This window comes from Algoriphagus aquimarinus, assembly GCF_007997215.1.
Lineage (GTDB): Bacteria > Bacteroidota > Bacteroidia > Cytophagales > Cyclobacteriaceae > Algoriphagus > Algoriphagus aquimarinus_A.
The window spans coordinates 12,474-30,109 of sequence record NZ_VORW01000029.1 but is presented as its reverse complement, the minus strand read 5'-3'; the positions used below and the strand labels follow the sequence as shown (position 1 = coordinate 30,109).

15 protein-coding genes and 1 pseudogene are annotated in these 17,636 nt (G+C 39.9%); 4 read left to right on the top strand and 12 right to left on the bottom strand.

Translation table 11 applies throughout. The features are described from left to right. Positions 1-29: 29 nt before the first annotated feature. The 8 genes and pseudogenes from ESV85_RS21060 to ESV85_RS21025 all read right to left on the bottom strand — a co-directional run bounded on the left by ESV85_RS21060 (position 30) and on the right by ESV85_RS21025 (position 7,588). Positions 30-917 carry a DMT family transporter gene (locus ESV85_RS21060; RefSeq protein ID WP_146921157.1) on the bottom strand — a complete coding sequence of 296 codons (888 nt, stop codon included), beginning with the start codon at positions 915-917 and terminating at the stop codon, positions 30-32. Between the two features lie 310 nt (positions 918-1,227). Then, on the bottom strand, positions 1,228-1,575 hold the full coding sequence (locus ESV85_RS21055) for a translation initiation factor (protein WP_146921155.1): 348 nt from the start codon (positions 1,573-1,575) through the stop codon (positions 1,228-1,230). A 173-nt stretch (positions 1,576-1,748) separates the two neighbouring features. Beyond that, positions 1,749-2,600, bottom strand: a complete 852-nt coding sequence (locus tag ESV85_RS21050; protein ID WP_146921153.1) for a universal stress protein — start codon at positions 2,598-2,600, stop codon at positions 1,749-1,751. A 61-nt stretch (positions 2,601-2,661) separates the two neighbouring features. Next, complete coding sequence (locus ESV85_RS21045; protein WP_146921151.1) at positions 2,662-3,582, bottom strand: 1,4-dihydroxy-2-naphthoate polyprenyltransferase; 921 nt, start codon at positions 3,580-3,582, stop codon at positions 2,662-2,664. A 19-nt stretch (positions 3,583-3,601) separates the two neighbouring features. Further along, positions 3,602-4,189, bottom strand: a complete 588-nt coding sequence (locus ESV85_RS21040) for a glutathione peroxidase (RefSeq protein ID WP_146921150.1) — start codon at positions 4,187-4,189, stop codon at positions 3,602-3,604. Positions 4,190-4,298: 109 nt separating this feature from the next. Further along, positions 4,299-6,089 (bottom strand): arginine--tRNA ligase, encoded by a 1,791-nt coding sequence (gene argS / locus ESV85_RS21035; protein WP_146921148.1) that lies wholly within the window; start codon positions 6,087-6,089, stop codon positions 4,299-4,301. A 63-nt stretch (positions 6,090-6,152) separates the two neighbouring features. Next, positions 6,153-6,548: pseudogene (locus ESV85_RS21030) on the bottom strand (GxxExxY protein). 89 nt (positions 6,549-6,637) lie between these two features. Continuing rightward, positions 6,638-7,588 (bottom strand): arginase, encoded by a 951-nt coding sequence (locus ESV85_RS21025; RefSeq protein WP_146921146.1) that lies wholly within the window; start codon positions 7,586-7,588, stop codon positions 6,638-6,640. A gap of 311 nt (positions 7,589-7,899) precedes the next feature. Here ESV85_RS21025 and ESV85_RS21020 point away from each other — a divergent pair, with 311 nt between their 5' ends. The 4 genes from ESV85_RS21020 to ESV85_RS21005 all read left to right on the top strand — a co-directional run bounded on the left by ESV85_RS21020 (position 7,900) and on the right by ESV85_RS21005 (position 14,313). Continuing rightward, positions 7,900-9,048 carry a methionine aminotransferase gene (locus tag ESV85_RS21020; RefSeq protein WP_146921144.1) on the top strand — a complete coding sequence of 383 codons (1,149 nt, stop codon included), beginning with the start codon at positions 7,900-7,902 and terminating at the stop codon, positions 9,046-9,048. A gap of 134 nt (positions 9,049-9,182) precedes the next feature. Next, on the top strand, positions 9,183-9,605 hold the full coding sequence (locus ESV85_RS21015) for a hypothetical protein (RefSeq protein WP_146921142.1): 423 nt from the start codon (positions 9,183-9,185) through the stop codon (positions 9,603-9,605). 129 nt (positions 9,606-9,734) lie between these two features. Further along, entirely contained in the window at positions 9,735-11,120 is a 1,386-nt protein-coding gene (locus ESV85_RS21010; protein ID WP_146921140.1) for an arginine decarboxylase, read from the top strand. A 304-nt stretch (positions 11,121-11,424) separates the two neighbouring features. Then, positions 11,425-14,313, top strand: a complete 2,889-nt coding sequence (locus ESV85_RS21005; RefSeq protein ID WP_146921138.1) for a carboxypeptidase-like regulatory domain-containing protein — start codon at positions 11,425-11,427, stop codon at positions 14,311-14,313. Positions 14,314-14,320: 7 nt separating this feature from the next. Here the strand turns inward: ESV85_RS21005 and ESV85_RS21000 are convergent, their stop codons facing one another. The 4 genes from ESV85_RS21000 to ESV85_RS20985 all read right to left on the bottom strand — a co-directional run bounded on the left by ESV85_RS21000 (position 14,321) and on the right by ESV85_RS20985 (position 17,477). Continuing rightward, positions 14,321-14,890, bottom strand: coding sequence for a DinB family protein (locus tag ESV85_RS21000; protein WP_146921136.1), 570 nt, complete (start codon positions 14,888-14,890; stop codon positions 14,321-14,323). 68 nt (positions 14,891-14,958) lie between these two features. Further along, the gene (locus ESV85_RS20995) at positions 14,959-15,300 is read right to left on the bottom strand and encodes an L-rhamnose mutarotase (RefSeq protein ID WP_146921134.1); all 342 of its coding nucleotides are present in this window, start codon (positions 15,298-15,300) and stop codon (positions 14,959-14,961) included. A 337-nt stretch (positions 15,301-15,637) separates the two neighbouring features. Next, positions 15,638-16,453, bottom strand: coding sequence for a sugar phosphate isomerase/epimerase family protein (locus tag ESV85_RS20990; protein ID WP_146921132.1), 816 nt, complete (start codon positions 16,451-16,453; stop codon positions 15,638-15,640). Positions 16,454-16,457: 4 nt separating this feature from the next. Beyond that, positions 16,458-17,477: a zinc-binding alcohol dehydrogenase family protein gene (locus tag ESV85_RS20985; RefSeq protein ID WP_146921130.1), complete on the bottom strand. Its 1,020-nt coding sequence runs from the start codon at positions 17,475-17,477 to the stop codon at positions 16,458-16,460. Positions 17,478-17,636 lie beyond the last annotated feature (159 nt).

The following is a 17,636-nucleotide window of genomic DNA, read 5'->3' as shown; positions in this document are numbered from 1 at the left end:
CTCCAATTTGAATTTCTAATCCAAAATTTTTACACTCCTTTCAATAAGACTATTATCACTGATCCAGCGATCATGATAGCAGAGCCGACGATTTTTTTTCGGATGTCTTTTTCGTGGAAAATATGATAGCCCAAAATCACACTGACTAGTATTGAGAGTTGAAAAAGTGATAGTGCATATCCTACGTCCATATTTTCGAAGACATAATTAGTGGAAAGCTGCATGGTTCCTATGCAAATAATCAGTAATAGAAGCTTCTTGAAAGTGGCAATTTTAAGCTTTTCAACTTCATGTTTTAGATTAACTCGAAAGGCTAGAACAAGGATAAAGGAAAACATTGCCCCAAAAATGCACCAAGAAAAAAATGCGATAGTAGGTGAGGAGGCAAGTATGATTTTCTTCACAAATACAGCTTCTATGGCTGTGAGAATCATAGCTCCAATTCGAAATTGAATTTCTTTATTTTTTAGTAATGCTGGTGTAAAGCGTTCTGCTGTAGTGTCAAGCACCATATAGCTCCCATAGATGATAATCCCAATTCCAATAACTCCCCAGACATTTGGGATTTCTCCCAAAAGGAAAATCCCGAAGATCAGTCCAATTATAGATTTATACGAGTTGATTGGCCCAAGGATAGACAGGTTACCTTTTTGCAAAGCTTTGACGAGAAGTCCATTTCCCATTGCTCCGAAAATTCCTCCTACTATAGAATAGAGCCAAAAGTCGCTACTCAGATCTCCCAATTCTAGAAAATTGATTAAGACCAAACAGACACTAGACAGAAGTAAGTAGGTGAGAAAATTAACCCAAAGTGGATGAGAACCTCGCTGAGTAAGTTGTTTTTGGAAAACATTCCCCAGAGGATTTGATAGCACTCTAAGAAAAACGGCCAATGAAATGAATATAATCTCTGTCAAAAATCTTCAGTTTAAATTCAGTTTGCCTCAAGCCAATCTTTTATTCATAAGCATTCGCCTATTCCTTATTATTCGGATATGTGTATTCGCTTAATTGCACGTATGTACTTTATATTAATGCTAGAAGTTCAAATTTGGCAATTCCCCCTTTCCAAAAGGGGGCAAGGGGGATTTTTCACTACTAAAACCATGTATAATTCTAGAACGTGCATTCATGAGGATACACATATATTCGGATAAGCTCGATGAAACTGTTCTTTATTTCTAGTTCAATTCCGAAAAAAATTACAACTCATACGCCGACTTAATATTACCCTCCTGACTTTTTGGCCTTATATCCAGCTGCCTGTAGTACTTGTAATACTTTGTCCCTGTGATCGCCTTGGATTAGAATTTCTCCATCCTTTGCCGATCCGCCTACACCGCATTTGTTCTTGAGCATTTTTCCCAATTCTTTTAGATCTTCATCACTTCCGATAAAGCCTTCTATAAGGGTTACTTTCTTGCCAGCACGTGCTTTTTTATCCAGCAAGACTTTTAGATTTTGCTGATTTGAGGCTAGGGTTTTTTCGCTCTCCTCCTCACCAGTTTGGAATTCGAAATTATCACTGGTGGAATACACCACACCATCCCGTTTTTTCCAATCGTTATTTTTCATATGTCTATAATTTGTTTTTTAATTGCCATATGGAATCTCGCATTATATGATAATCATCCGTGTGTGTACGGCTAAATACATCCGTTTCTACCTCACACAGGCTCGATTTCTTTGCCATATTCAAATGAAAATACCTACCCCGAAGAGTAGGTAAGGTTATTCTATTTAGTGAATTACTTAGTCTTAAATGTCCAAACAGGTCGCTTTGCATGGTTTACCACATCTTCTGCGATACTTCCTGTAAACAAGTGAATCAAGCCAGATCTACCATGTGTAGCCATCGCTATCATATCTGCATTTATATCTTCTGCAAATTCTACTATTCCAGCTTCCTCAGAATTTGAATTGTAAATCTCTGCCACAGCATGCTTAATGTTATACTTATTGGCAAATTTCTTAATTCTTTCAGCAGATTCACGGGTAGTTTCAAAACTGCCAGGTGTATTGATTATAACCAGATAAAGATCAGCGTCAAACCATTTTTGGAGAGCTTTTAGTCTATCAGCTAATTCATCCTGATTCTCCCGGAAATCACTGGCAAATACAATCTTCTTAAATTCCTCTGGATTGGCAGCAGCTTTCACTGTTAATACTGGACAATGAGAAGAACGAACCACTCTCTCAGTGTTACTACCAATAAGAACCTCTTCCATACCGCTTGATCCTTTTGAACCCATCACAACCAAGTCTGGATCTTCTTCTACGATAGCGGATGAAATGCTTTGAAATGCATTTCCTAAGACTATTTTGGTTCTGAATGCGTAGTTGTTTCCCGCATGCTTACTCTCTAGTTCTTTGAACTGAGCTTTGCGGCGATTCATGAGTTCAATGAAGAAGATTTGGTTCTCGTAATCAGGAATCATTTCTCCGCCACCCATGGTGCCCATTCCAGCTGTGGAAGGAACTTCGATGACGTGCAAAACTGTGATTTCTACACTGTCAAATTTATTGGATAGGTTAGCAGATAAATCCAGAGCATTTTGAGCTTGCTCTGAGAAATCGAAAGGGACAAGTACTTTAGTCATATCAGCGCTAAATTGTTTGTACCAAATTACCCCAAATAAGAGGATAAGAAAAGGACTTTTTTCAGCTTTTTCTTAAAAAAACTAAACCTATTCCAAATAGAATAACCCAAACTAGGGTACTGATCGCCATTTTCTTCAGATTCGGATCAATGGCTTCAGAATCCTTTCCTTTTTGGACATTGATTCCAATCCTGATCATCATAGGGAAAACAATGAGCGCTAGGAGAGAAGTCCATTCGTTGGTGACAAAGGCAAAAATAAACAGGCAATAATTACCTCCCAAAATCAAAAACCAGTTGTAAATAATTGCCGCTTTCTTTCCAATTCTCACTGGAATGGATTTTTTGCCGGCAGTTTCGTCAGATGCTATATCCCGGATATTATTGATGTTCAGCACAGCTGCGCTGAAAAGGCCTAAGGCAATTCCGATCCAAATGATTGACTCATCCCATGTCAAACTATGAAGGAAATAAGTGCCATAAACCCCTAATAGCCCAAAAAATATAAATACGGAGATATCTCCAAAACCTGCATATCCATAAGGATTATTGCCTGAAGTATAGGAGATAGATGCCCAAATAGCTGCGAGGCCCAAACCCAAGAATATTCCAAAAAGAACCCAATCCTGTACGGCTAGAAATAGTAGTATTAAGCCTGAAATCAATGCCAGCACACCAAATAAATACATGGCCTTCTTCATTTCTGGCAAAGAAATCAAACCTGACTGTACAGCTCTCATTGGGCCTTGGCGATCCTGGTGATCTGCTCCATGAATGCTATCTCCATAGTCATTGGAGAGGTTGGAAAGGATCTGCAGAAAGATGGTGGTTAGCGAAGCAAATAGTAAGATTTCCCATCGGAAGACGTTCTTGTAGGCTGCTAAAAACGATCCGGCAAAAATACTTGCCAGAGCTAGGGGTAAAGTACGAAGCCTGACCGAATGCAGCCAAGCTTCCTTTTTCGTTTGAATAGTTTGTTTCACTCAGTCCTAAAGATTCTGATTATCCGTTGATTAAATCGATGATTTCCTGATCCAATGGTTCTACTTTAGAAGGAAAAAACTTGATCAGTTCACCTTTCTCATTCAGGATGTATTTGCAAAAATTCCAGCTCGGCTCTTCGTTGTTCCATCCATTCATTGTTGCATCTGAAAGCCACCTGAAAAGTGGATGCTTATCGAAACCTTTCACTGAAACTTTCTCAAACATCGGGAAAGTCACACCGTAATTTTCAGAACAAAACGTCTGAATTTCTTCATTTGATCCTGGCTCTTGTCCTCCGAAATTATTCGCTGGAAAACCTAAGATCACAAGTTTGTCGCTGTGCTCAGAATATAGCTTTTGCAATGCTTCATATTGAGGAGTATAGCCACATTTGGATGCTACATTCACTACCATGATTTTTTTGCCTTTGAAGGAACTGAAGTCAACTTCCTTTCCATTGAGGTCTTTCATTTTGAACTCATAGAATGATTTTGCCATGGTATCTTCAGTTGAGTAAATTACTTTGGGCTGTGATTCGTGAGTTTTGCTGATCGAGTAGGCACTTACTAGCAAAAGGAGACAGCCTAGAAATACAAGGTTTTTCATCTGTTTATCTTTGATTTTTACAGGTCAGATAGAATCTCAAAAGGTTAACAATCATACCAGTTATTGATACTTGAGCCATGCCTGTCTTCAACAGGCAGGCTCTTCATAATTACATTCGTTCAGGTACAGCGATTCCGAGTAGTTGCATTCCTTTTTTGAGGGTTTTGGCAGTATGAGCCGAAAGCGCTACACGGAAAGCAAGAATGATTGGGTCATTTTCCAGAAATATAGGAAGATCTGCATAGAATCTATTGTATTCCTTCGCCAAATCGAAAAGGTATTGTGCCAAAATAGCGGGAGAATAATCCACGCCAGCTTGTGAGATTTTCTTTTCAAAATCATTGAGTAAATAGATCAAGCTAGATTCTGATTCCTCTATTTTCGAAATGGTAGAGAAATCAGCTTGCTTGTAATCAACTCCGATTTGCTCTGCTTTGCGTAGTATAGAAGCTATCCTCGCATGAGAATACTGAATAAAAGGCCCGGTGTTTCCTTGGAATTCTATGGATTCCTGAGGGTTGAAAAGCATACGCTTCTTAGGATCTACTTTCAATAGGAAGTATTTCAACGCTCCCATTCCAAGTGTTTCGTAAAGCTCAGTTGCTTGGGCCTCGTTAAAACCATCGATTTTCCCCAGCTCCTTTGTGTGCTGAGCTGCGGTATCTACCATCTCTTGCATCAGGTCATCTGCATCTACCACAGTTCCTTCACGAGACTTCATTTTTCCAGTCGGCAAATCTACCATTCCATAAGAAAGATGGGACAATCCATCTCCATATGGCCTGCCTAGTTTTCGCATGATCTTAAACAAAACATCAAAGTGATAATCTTGTTCATTTCCAACTACATATACTGACTTGCTAATTCCAAAATCATCGTATTTCAAATCAGCAGTTCCCATATCTTGGGTAATATATACTGAGGTGCCATCCCCACGCAGAACCAACTTTTCATCCAGTCCTTCAGCAGTCAAATCCACCCAAACAGAACCATTGTCTTTCTTGAAAAAGACTCCTTTTTCTAAGCCTTCGGTTACGATGTCTTTGCCTAAAAGGTAAGTGTCTGACTCGTAATAATACTTATCAAAGCTAACGCCCATGCGCTCGTAGGTCTTTTCAAACCCAGCATATACCCATGTGTTCATCAGTTTCCAAAGAGATACCACTTCCTCGTCATTAGCTTCCCATTTGCGAAGCATATCCTGGGCTTCTATCAGAAGTGGAGCGTTCTTTTTGGCTTCGTCTTCTGATTGTCCTTTTTCCTTCAGTTCGGCAATTTGCTTTTTGTATTCCTTATCAAAAATCACATAGTATTTACCTGCCAAATGATCGCCTTTCAATCCTGAAGACTCAGGAGTTTCTCCCTTGCCGAAGTGTTGGTAAGCTACCATAGACTTACAAATGTGGATTCCCCGGTCGTTTACCAGATTGGCTTTGATGACTTCATAGCCATTTGCTTCAAGGATATTTGCTACCGAGAATCCCAAAAAGTTATTTCTCAGGTGACCCAGGTGAAGTGGTTTATTGGTATTTGGTGAAGAATATTCCACCATTACCTTTTGACCGTTTGCAGGGAGTTGACCTATATTTTCGTTAGCAAAAAGGGTTTGGAAGACATCTACCCAGATCATGTTGTTCAGTTCCAGATTCAGAAATCCTTTTACCACATTGAACCCAGCTACTTCAGCTACATTTTCCTTGAGGTATTCTCCAATCAGATTGGCCGTAGCTTCTGGAGTTGTTTTGGAAACTTTCAAATAAGGAAAGACCACAAAGGTGTAAGTACCTTCAAATTCCTTTCGCGTAGGAGCGAGGCTGATCTGATCTAGCGGCAGGTCGTGATTGAAGATATTCTGAAAGGCAAGTTGAATGCCTTGGTTGATTGTTTCTTGTATGTCCATATTTTTTTAACCGCAGAGGGTACTGAGGATACCACAGAGGGCGCTATGAATTTATTATTGTAATTATTTAGTGTTTATAACTCTTCTAATTCCAAGTTTTAGTCTAGGAACATTGAAATTAATTAAAAGGCCTAGTTTGAATTTTCCAAGTTTGAGATAATTGAGTGTTTGAGAAAAATGAATGTCAGTTGTTCTTTCCACTGCTTTAAGTTCCAAAACTAGCTTTCTTTCCACTAAAATATCAATGCAGTATCCATTTTCTAACTCGACTCCGTCAATAATCAGTGGCATTCTCTTTTCTACTTATATGGAAAGACCTTCATTTTTGAGCTTGAATGCTAAACCTTGTTTATACGCATTCTCTAATATGCCAGGGCCTAACTGGGAGTGAACTTCCAAAGCAAAGCCTATCACTTTGGTGGCAAGATCATTTTCGAAAGCCAAATCATTGTTCTCCATAATTCTAAGGAATCTATCCAATGAAAATAAGGATAAAATTATTTATTGTGCTCTCTGTGAAACCTCAGTGGCCTCTGTGGTAAAATAACTTAAAAATTATCTACCAAAGACTTAACCGTTGCTTCGAGGACTTCGAAAGCATTCTCCGCCATCAAATTCTCTGAGTCAAGCGTAGGGTTCACTTCCACGATTTCCCAACAGCAAACACGCTTATCTTGAATAAGTTTGACGTTTAATTCTATGGCTTCCTGTACGGTCAGGCCATCTGGAACTGGAGTGCCAGTGCCCACAGAAATAGAGCTGTCCAGACTGTCCACATCAAATGAAATGTAGATTTGATCGCAGTCCTTGAGTGTTTCTAAAGCTTCAGCTGCTATTTGGTCAATTCCTCTTTGCCGCACTTCCTGAGTGCTGAAGTTTTTGATACCGTAGTTTTTGATTAAGTGATCTTCCGGAGCTTCAGTGTCTCGCACCGTGATAAATACAATATCACCTGGGAGAATTTTCGGAAAATCGCCACCGATGGTTTTTATCTTTTTCCAGATCGCCAAAGTGTCCTCAGATGGCTCATTTACTTGGCAATCTATATTGTCAAGTTGTGAAACCATCGCCAAGGGCATTCCATGCATATTTCCGGAAGGAGTAGTGAAAGGCGTATGCAAATCAGCATGAGCATCTATCCAGATTACACCTAATCTTTTGCCAGGGTCGGCTGCTTTGATCCCCATAATTGTTCCCGCAGCAGTGCTATGATCTCCTGCTAAAACGATAGGGAATTTCTTTTCCATCCGCAATGATTCGATGGTAGAATAGACGTTCTTAAGTACTTGATAAACGCCATCTATATACTTAGCGTGAGGGAAATTATTTCCTTTCCAAAGGAAATTGTTTGCATCCTGTACGTTGATAGGGTCGAACTGAGTGAAGAAGTCTGACTTCTTGTCTAAGCTTGCAATCTTCAACGCATCAATCCCCATGCTTGCTCCACGGGTTCCTGCAGCTAATTCAGATCGTACTTCTACTAGTTTTATATCACGCATTTCAGGATAAATTTAAAGTTATATTGGGTTGGGTAAAGCGAGGCAAAAGTAGTTAAAAATGCCTAAAATACATCTGGCGCAAGTCTACTGACTTGTGCCGACCGTATTGCAACCTTCCGACTACCCCAAAATATTCACATCATAAAGTTAGAAAGGACCAGTCGGGAGACTGCATTGTAATGGGTCCAAGTCAGGAGACTTGAACCAATGCTTCCGATTTTTAGTGCATCTCTGCGGGGAATTAAGATTACGCTATCCTCAATTCTAGTGTAGAAATGAGGTTTTTACCTCAAAATCAATAGTTTTGAATTATGTTAATTACATCTAAACTTCCCGAAGTAGGAACAACCATTTTTACCTTGATGTCCAAGCTCGCATCTGATTGTGGAGCGATCAATCTTTCTCAGGGTTTTCCAGGTTTTGAATGTGATCCAGCCTTACTCGATTTGGTAGATAAATACATGAGAGCAGGTTTCAATCAATATGCTCCAATGAGCGGAGTTCCCGTATTAAGAGAACGAATTGCTGAAAAAACTAAGTTGGTTCATGGTGTTGACTTAGATTCAGAGAGTGAAGTAACTGTTGTTTCTGGAGCTACGGAGGCACTTTATGCAGCTGTGACAGCAGTCGTGAAAAAGGGCGATGAAGTTATCCTGTTTGACCCTGCTTACGATTCCTATGCGCCAGCGGTGGAGTTAAATGGAGGAACTCCAGTTTTTGTTCCGCTTGAAATGCCTGACTTTTCTGTAAACTGGGAGAGAGTTAAATCTGCAATCTCTGATAAAACTCGAATGATCATGGTCAATACGCCACATAATCCTAGTGGCTATGTGTGGACACAAGATGACCTTGACAGCTTAGCAGAATTGATTCAGGAAAGAAATATTTTGGTGGTCAGTGATGAAGTATATGAGCATATCACTTTCGATGGAAGAGAACATCTATCCTTATTGACTCATCCGCTGCTGAGGGAAAGAACTTTTGTTTGCGGTTCTTTTGGAAAGACTTTTCATGTGACGGGTTGGAAGATTGGTTATTGTCTTGCGCCGCCAAAACTCACGGAGGAATTCAGGAAGATTCACCAATTTTTAACTTTTAGTACAGCCACACCTTTGCAATATGCTTTGGCCGATTACTTGACCCAACCTTCCCGTTATTTAACCCTACCTAACTTTTACCAAAAGAAAAGAGATCTTTTCTGTGAAGGACTAAAGGAAACTCCTTTTGAATTCACTCCGGCTCAGGGGAGTTTCTTCCAAATGGTTTCCTATGGACATCTTTCCCAAGAATCGGATTATGAACTTGCTGTTCGCTTAACCAAGGAGATAGGAGTAGCTAGCATACCCATTTCTGTATTTTTCTCAGATAAAAAAGATCATAAGATCCTTCGATTTTGCTTTGCAAAGAATGATTTGGACTTAAATAAAGCACTGGAGAAACTAATTGATATAAAATTATAATACTGTAAATCTGATCGTTAGATTGATTTTTAGATTGTTATTATTAATAACCCTATAAATATTATAGGGAATGTAGGTTTATAAATAAAACTCTTCTACCTTTGATGCGTTGTTACATTCTAAAGCAAACAAAAATGAGCGCATTACCACAGACAAATCCTTCACCAACAGGACAGGTGATTAGTTTAGCCAGCGGCTTCTCTAAAGTTTCAGTTAATCAGCAGGAAATCGTGAAGATTTTCAATCAGAAATCTGGTTTGGTAATGCAGGGAATGTGCAAGTTCGAAGAGAAATTTGAGGCTCTTTATCCACTTTTCAGAGGGTTGAGTGAGGCAGGGAAACCAAAAAGTTTGAATTTGAGATTTTCCTCAGTTGATAAGACAGCCTATTTTTACTATCCAGAAACAAGTCATAGTGAAGTATCTCACTTCTTTTCAGAATTGATTTTGCTTTTACAAAAGGAAGTGAAGTTTAAAAAAGTATTGAAAGAGGTAATTTTAAACCAAAATCATTTTAAATCTGAGCAAGTCTTGCTACAGAATGCTATGATGGATTGAGTGAAAATTTAAGAAATCATTACGATTAACTAATATTGGGACAGTCCGAAGGGATTTGTCCCTTTTTCATTTGAATTCAACTAAGAAAAAGCAATTTTTGCAGGGCTTTAACACCAATTACTCTTGCTAATGAATACTTATAAAGATCTGATTGAGCAAACATTTGATTTTCCTACCAAAGAATTTAAAGTAGAAAACAATGAATTGCACTTCAATGGAGTGAATATGATGGAGATCATAGAAACCTATGGTACTCCTCTCAAGCTTTCCTATTTGCCTAAAATCTCTGAGAGTATTCAGAACGCTAAGACGTATTTTAAGAATGCGATGGAGCAGCATGACTACAAGGGGAATTACACCTATTGCTATTGTACCAAGTCATCGCACTTCAGTTTTGTGCTGAATGAAGCGCTGAAAAATGATATTCATATCGAGACGTCATCGACTTTCGATATTCCTTTGGTGAGAAGTCTTTATGCTCAGGGCAAAATAACCAAAGACACTTTTATCATCTGCAACGGATTCAAGCGGGAATTGTACAAACAATACATTTCAGAATTGCTTAATGACGGTTTTGTGAACTGCGTACCAATTCTGGACAATTTATCGGAAATCGATTATTACTTGGAGCATGTGAAAGTGCCTTTCCAAGTTGGGATTAGAATCGCAGCTGATGAGGAGCCAAAGTTTGGTTTTTATACCTCAAGACTAGGTGTGAGATACAATGATATTATCTCGCTTTACGAAGATAAAATCAAGGATAATCCAAATGTAAGCTTGAAAATGCTGCATTTCTTTATCAACTCCGGGATCAGAGACACGGCCTATTACTGGTCAGAATTGACTCGATTTATCCAGAAATATGTCGATCTGAAAAAGATCTCACCAACTTTGGACTCTATGGATATTGGTGGCGGCTGGCCTATCAAGACGAATGTGTTTTTCGATTATGACTACCAATATATGGCTGAGCAAATCGTGAAAAATATCAAATGGATGTGTGGCAAAAACAATACGGAGGAACCAAATATTTTCACGGAATTTGGTAGCTATACCGTTGGTGAGAGTGGAGCGGTACTTTATTCTGTGTTGGAAGAAAAGCTGCAGAATGATAAGGAACTTTGGTACATCATCGATGGCTCATTCATTACACAACTTCCTGATAGTTGGGGGCTTAACCAGAAGTACATCATGCTTGCTGTGAACAATTGGGATGAGGGATATCATAATATCAACCTCGGTGGATTGACCTGCGATAGCATGGATTATTATAATTCTGAAGCTCACCAGTTCAATATCTACCTGCCAAATCCCGAAAAGAAAGTTCAGTATTTGGGCTTTTTCCATACCGGAGCTTATCAGGAATCACTTGGAGGATATGGAGGAATACAGCATTGCCTGATTCCTGCGCCAAAGCATGTCTTGATTGATAAAGATGAAGATGGAAATGTCACTCATCGGTTATTTGCAGATGATCAAACGGAAGAGAGTATGTTAAAGACGCTCGGATACTAAAACTTGAAACCGCTGAAAGGCGGTTTTTTTTATACCTTTTTACTGCGGTGGAAACACCTTTTTTGGCAGCGGGCAAGTTATTGTTGTGCTGATTCTCTAGAAGCTGGTTATAATTTGACTTTCTATTGCTTAGAATTGGTTCAAGTCTCCCGACTTGGACCTAAATCATTGCAGTCTTCAGACTGCCATTTATTAACAATTGGCAATTATTTATAATCAGTTGACCTCAGTATTTTATGATAAATTGAGGCTCACTAGCTAGTTTTTTTGCAGTCAGGAGACTGCACTATCGTTGGTCCAAGTCATGAGACTTGAACCAGCTAGAAGCTGGACTGATTTGTTTTACTTGAGAGAGATATTTTTTTTCTCCAAAACTTCTATCTTAGTAACCCAACCCAATTTCAACCTAATGACTTCATACGCAGCTAGATTAATGTACTTTTTGCTGGTGTTGGTTTCCATTAATTTTTCGCTAAATGCACAGACTATTTCAGGAACCGTAAAAAATTCGAAAACGGGTGATGCTATGCCCTTCGCAAATGTCTTTGTCAATAACACCACCATAGGTAGCACCACGGATGTGAATGGGAAGTTTTTGATTACCGGAAATCTTCCTCGAAATATAGAACTCGTAGCTTCCTTTGTAGGCTATGTGACTGCTACCAAATCATTTAGTCTTTCGGTAACCAACAAGGTGGATTTTAAGTTGGATCCACTGGAGTCTATCTTGACTGAAGTAGAGTTGAAGACTCGTCGGGATAAGAAGTGGGAGCGGGATTTGCGCCGTTTTGAGGATGTTTTTCTGGCTGTTCCGGATGACCCTTTCGTTTCCCAGTTGAAGATCAAGAACCCTTGGGTATTAGATTTTGAAACGATAAAAGAGAGTGGACCAAACTACGTTCATGCTACAGCACAGGAGCCTTTGCAGTTGGTAAACGATGCCTTGGGCTATGATGTGACTTACTATTTGAAGGATTATCGTTTTTATAATTACCGCTCCAGTTATGTTGGATTTGTGTTTTTTGATCCAAAAGACATTCGTGACTCAACGGAGTTAGCCTTGAGCGAAGCCAATAAGGAAACAAGCTATATGGGTTCGATTCGCCACCTATTAAATTCAATTTTGCTCGCAAGAACTGCAGACGAAAATTTCGAAATCTATCAGGTGTTGCCCTCAGATTTGATTCGAAGGCGAACCAATGTTTATAATGAAGAGCTCGACAAATCCATCAAGCTTGTCAACCCCGATTCTATTCGAAGAATGCCGCTTAAAAACGGTAATTACAGAGTTTTTTGGCCTAATGATGCAGAAATCCATTACAGAGGAAAACGATGGAGAAACGATTATTACTCGGATATCTATCATCCCGTCAGCTGGATTTCTGCTCCTCTTGGGTATTTCGATATTGATAGAAATGGCATTCCAGTTATTCCTTCTCAGGTAGTTTTGTCGGGTTACATGGGTCGGCAGCGGATGGGTAGGCTTTTGCCACATGACTATGTGCCTTCGGAAAGCTTTGAAAAATATCTGGCAGAAGTCGATAGCAGTAAGCTGGAATATTCCCGATGGAATAACCTGCGGGAAAAGCCTTATTTCAATACTAATAAACCCTATTATTACCCCGGTGAAACGGTATGGCTTGGAGGGCAAATGCTCTATCAAAACAAGGTAATGTCTGACACGCTCAGCCGAGTGCTTTATTTGGATTTGATGAGTGAAGATGCTGAGATCATCCAATCTGAAGCATTTCCGATAAAAGAAGGGAAAATTTCAGGGGCTTTTGTCTTGCCTAAGGAACTGGAATCAGGTGATTACTTTCTTCGGGCATATACGGAATGGATGCGCAATTTCCCTGAACGGGATATTTTTCTGCTGCCACTTCCTGTTTTGAAAAAAGAAGAAAATATCAAGGCGATAGCGATTTCAAATCCAGACCTATTTGGAGATCTGACGGTCAATTTAAAAGACTCTGTATTTTTCAGGGATTCTTTCAAAGAAATGGAATTCAGTTTATCATTCTTGGATCAAACGGAGGAGTTGACAGAAGCGGAGTTTGTAGTGTCGCTGACAGATGCTGATATGGTTTCCACTCTTACAAAACAGAAGACGCTAATAAATGCGATGGACTGGCTGGATGAAAAGCAGCCTCCTACAAACCTTGCACTTGGCAAGCATCAAATAGAGTATGGGATCACTGTAGAGGGGCAATTCACCCGAGATAAAAAGCGGGATCCATACGTCAATCCTATCACGCTGGTTAGAGATGATTTGGCAGATTATGGCATTGTAGAGACAGATTCTTCCGGATATTTCCGAGCCACTGGCTTGAACTATGTAGACACGGCCACCATATCAATTGCTGCTTTGGATGCAAAGCAAAAGCATTATGGATCAGTCTCACTACATGAAAAGACAAAGCCCGTTTTCAAAGGTTCCTATCCCAAAATCAACTATGAAACTTATTTGAGAGCTGATGATGAGTTAAGGTTGGATATTTCGGGCGATTATGTTTTGATGGAGGAATTTCTGAAAGAAGATGAAAAGATCGAAACGATGGAAGATCGAAACTACGGTTACGGAACGCCTGATAGAGAGATTGGTGAGGATAAATTGGCGACGATTTCTCCAGACGCTCTGGCAGGGTATTTAGGACTCAAAGGAGGAGGGAAGATCGGAAATTATAATTATGGCTTTAACACCCCAAATCCATTATTAATTATCGATGGAGCTCAGTATCCCTATTTAAATGATTTAGAGTTTGCACAGATGTTGAGTTTATATATGCCATCTGTTATGAATCCGAACCCAACAACTTTAGAATCTATCAAGGTTTACACCTTCAATTCAACCTCATTTGGCATGGCAGGAATTGGCGGGGTGATTATGATTACTACCAAAAAGGGTAAGCGTATTGATCCAACGAAAGAAACAGCTTTTGATCCAGCGGAATTTAAGCAATTCAAAATACGTGGTTTTTCCAGAGATATTCCATTCCCAACCAAGATGGAAGATGATCAGGCAGTGGAGATGAAACCTACGCTTTTTTGGAATGGGAATGCGGAAAGTCAGAATGGGACTTACACTTTCAAAGTAAAAATCCCTCAAGTTCTCAAGCGTGTGAACCTGAGAGTTGAGGGATTGACTAAAGACGGTTTAGCCTTTGTGAAGACTTTTGAAATAGCGGTGAAATAGGAAGTGCTTATTCTGGCAATCTACTTTTGAGCATGTTGATTTGTCCCATATGGTTTGCCTGATGCTCCATCACATGAAACCATGCCCAATGATTATCAGTTTGTCCTCCCTTTGCAAGCTTTGCAAACCATTTGTCATCTTTAGTTTTTAGAGTTTCCATGGTCTCTTGGCGAACCTGCGCCCAAATATCAAGGTAATATTGAATGGGCTTACCAGTAAACTCAGCTCTTGCTTCATCGCCAAGGCTCAATGCCGTTTCCCATTTCTCCTTTTCCTTCTCATTAAATCCTCTGCCTTCAAATGTGTAAGCTTGATAATATACTTCTGTAGCAGCCAAGTGCATGATCATGGCGCCGATTCTATTGGCTTTATCATCTAGCAAGAAATCTGTTTGCTCTTGGTTCAAACCTTGTACGCTCATAATAATTCTACCCCTTAGGTTTTCGAGCATGGATACCATAGTTCCAGTATCATGATCGTAGCCCTTTGGTGGATTCATCGTGTTCTGCCCTAAGACTAAGGATGAGCTAAGTAAAACGAGGCTGAATAAAAGACAGAGTTTAGTGAGATTTTTCATTTGGATAAAAGTTTGTGAATCAGAAAAATCGCTATAAAACGAGAAATCTTCTAGTCAATAAGTGTTAATTACTCTCCTGACTTGAAGATTCTATTCATCAAGACCCACTTTTCTCCAGGCTTAGCCCATGGAATAGGTTGCTGATATTTCCACATAAAGGCTTCCCATTCCGCGATTTTAGGATTTGCTGCATCGAATTTTGCTTTCTCTTCAAAGTCGAATTCATCGACAGTTTCCAAAAGCATAAACATGCGATTACCCGTGCGGAAGATCTCAATATTGAGAATTCCTGCATCTATATCATGCTGAGTCACCTCAGGCCAGGCAGCTCCTGCAGCGTGATGCTGCTCGTATTCTTTGATGGATTCCTCATCGTGAATGAGGTCAAGTGTAAGTGCGAAACGTTTCATTTTGTATACTTTAGACTTAAGACATTAGATTTAAGACAATAGACTTTAGAATCAAAAGATTAGAGAAAGGAGATTAGAGAAAGGAGATTAAAGAAAGGAGATTAGAGATTGAATCTAAAATCAAGACTTGGGTAACGCCTTTGGATTTCTTGTTTTATTTGGAATCGAAATTCTAGTCAAAGGGGAATTTAGATCAAAGACATTAGACTTAAGATTTTAGAAATTAGAGTCTAGAATCAAGAACACAGATTAATCGAAGCAGAAGATACGGTTCACTAGTGAATTCATGGGTTGGAGTACCTAAGAATCTCGTAAATCGTCATTCGTACTTCGTAAATCATCTAAACCATCTCCCAAACTCCTTTATCGTCTGCTCGGCAGCTTCATCTGGATTTGGGTAGGGGAAAGCTTCTGCTGAAGCGTAGCCAGTATATCCAATAGTTTTCAGCGCTGATGCTATTTCCTGCATTGATGTATGTCCAAAACCCATAGGTCTTCTATTGCTATCCGCAAAGTGAACATGTCCGATATTTTTTCCCCAGTTCAGAATACTTTCTTCCAAGTTTCCTTCCTCAATATTCATGTGAAATAGATCCGCCAGAAGCTTTACTGAGTTGGTTTCCAATGACTCCATAAATTTTGACCCAGCTTCAATGGTATTAAGCAAGTTGGTTTCGTAGCGGTTTAGTGGCTCGTAGATCAGCGTGACGCCTTTCGATTCGGCATGCTTTCCAAGTTGATTCAATCCTTCTGCCAGCCAAGACATGGTTTCTTCTCTGTCATTTCCGGGTAGTACATTTCCCTGCATAGAACCTATAATCGCAGGTGCACCAAAAGCTGCTCCAAAGTCAATCATATCTGAGATGAAGGAAACAGCCTTTTTTCTGACTTCTGAATCAGGGTCAGTAAGCGTCAATCCGTGAATTACCTTTCCAGCGCCAGTTCCAACAGCAGCTAGCTCCAGGTTATGCTGACCTAAAAGTACTTTCAATCTAGAGATTTCAATTGCATCTGCCGATGGAGTGAAAAGTTCGATTGCGTCAAAACCAAGTTTGGAAGCTTTCTCCATTCCAGCTTCTAGATCTTCCCAGAAGATCCAAGGGCCAGTTTTGATTTGAGGTACTAGAGCGATTGTTACGCAGGATTTTATCATTTTCTTATTTGTCAAAATCAATCATTATTTTAATTATTCCCTGCTGGTCTTTTGCCCAATCTTCAAGCGCTTTTTCTGACTCTTCGATGGTCACTACCTTGCTGATCACTTCATCTACAGGGAATTTACCTTGTTCCAAGTAGTCGATTACTTCAGGGAATTCGGTGGTGCAGTTTCTCGAACCAAGGATCTCAATTTCCTTTTGCACAAAGAGAGAAGTATTGAATTCCACAGGTGCTTTTGCGTAGCCAATGCAGACAACTCTGCCGGTAAAAGCCACTTCTTCTACAGCCTGTCGGTAGGTGATAGGACTTCCCACCGCTTCGATGATCACGTCTGGACCGTCATTGGTTGTCAGATCCTGAAGAGTTTGATGTAGATCTACCTTCTTTGGATTGATGGTATGTTTCACTCCGATTTTCTTTGCGATGGCTAGTTTGGCGTCATCCAAGTCAATTGCGATCACTTCAGCTCCTTTATTCACAGCTGATGCTATGGCTCCTAAGCCTACGATTCCACAGCCAATCACTGCCACACGGTCCTGAGCAGTAACCTTTGCACGATTTACAGAATGAAAGCCAACAGTTAGTGGCTCCGCCAAAGCCAATTCTCGAAGCGACAATTTCTCCGAAGGAAACACATCCTGCCAAGGCAAGGCGATGTATCTGCACATGGCACCAGGACGACGAACGCCCATGGTCTTATTTTCCTTGCAGGCATTTCGTGCACCTTTGCGGCAAGCGATGCATTTTCCGCAATTTAAATAGGGGTAAACCGTCACTTTCATTCCGATTTTGATGTTCTCAGGAACGTCAGCTCCCAGTTCCTCTATCGTTCCCCCAACTTCATGTCCTAAAATATTTGGATATTCCTGAAGAGGAAAAAGACCTCGGTAACTATTCAGATCTCCTCCGCAAAAGCCAACCATGCCGACTTTAAGGAGAACTTCTCCGGATTTAGGTGTAGGCTTTTCGACTTCTCGGAGTTCTGTTTTGCCGATATCAGTAAGTACTAGTGCTTTCATGAGGTTTGAGGTTTTGTGTTTAATAATTTACTTCAAAGTTTACTATATGCCGACTTCGACTACCAATGACGGATTATGTTTTTCACCGAAAATCATGTCAGTCCGAGCGTCCCGATAGCTATCGGGATCGAGGACAATAACTTCACTTACTTTAAAAGA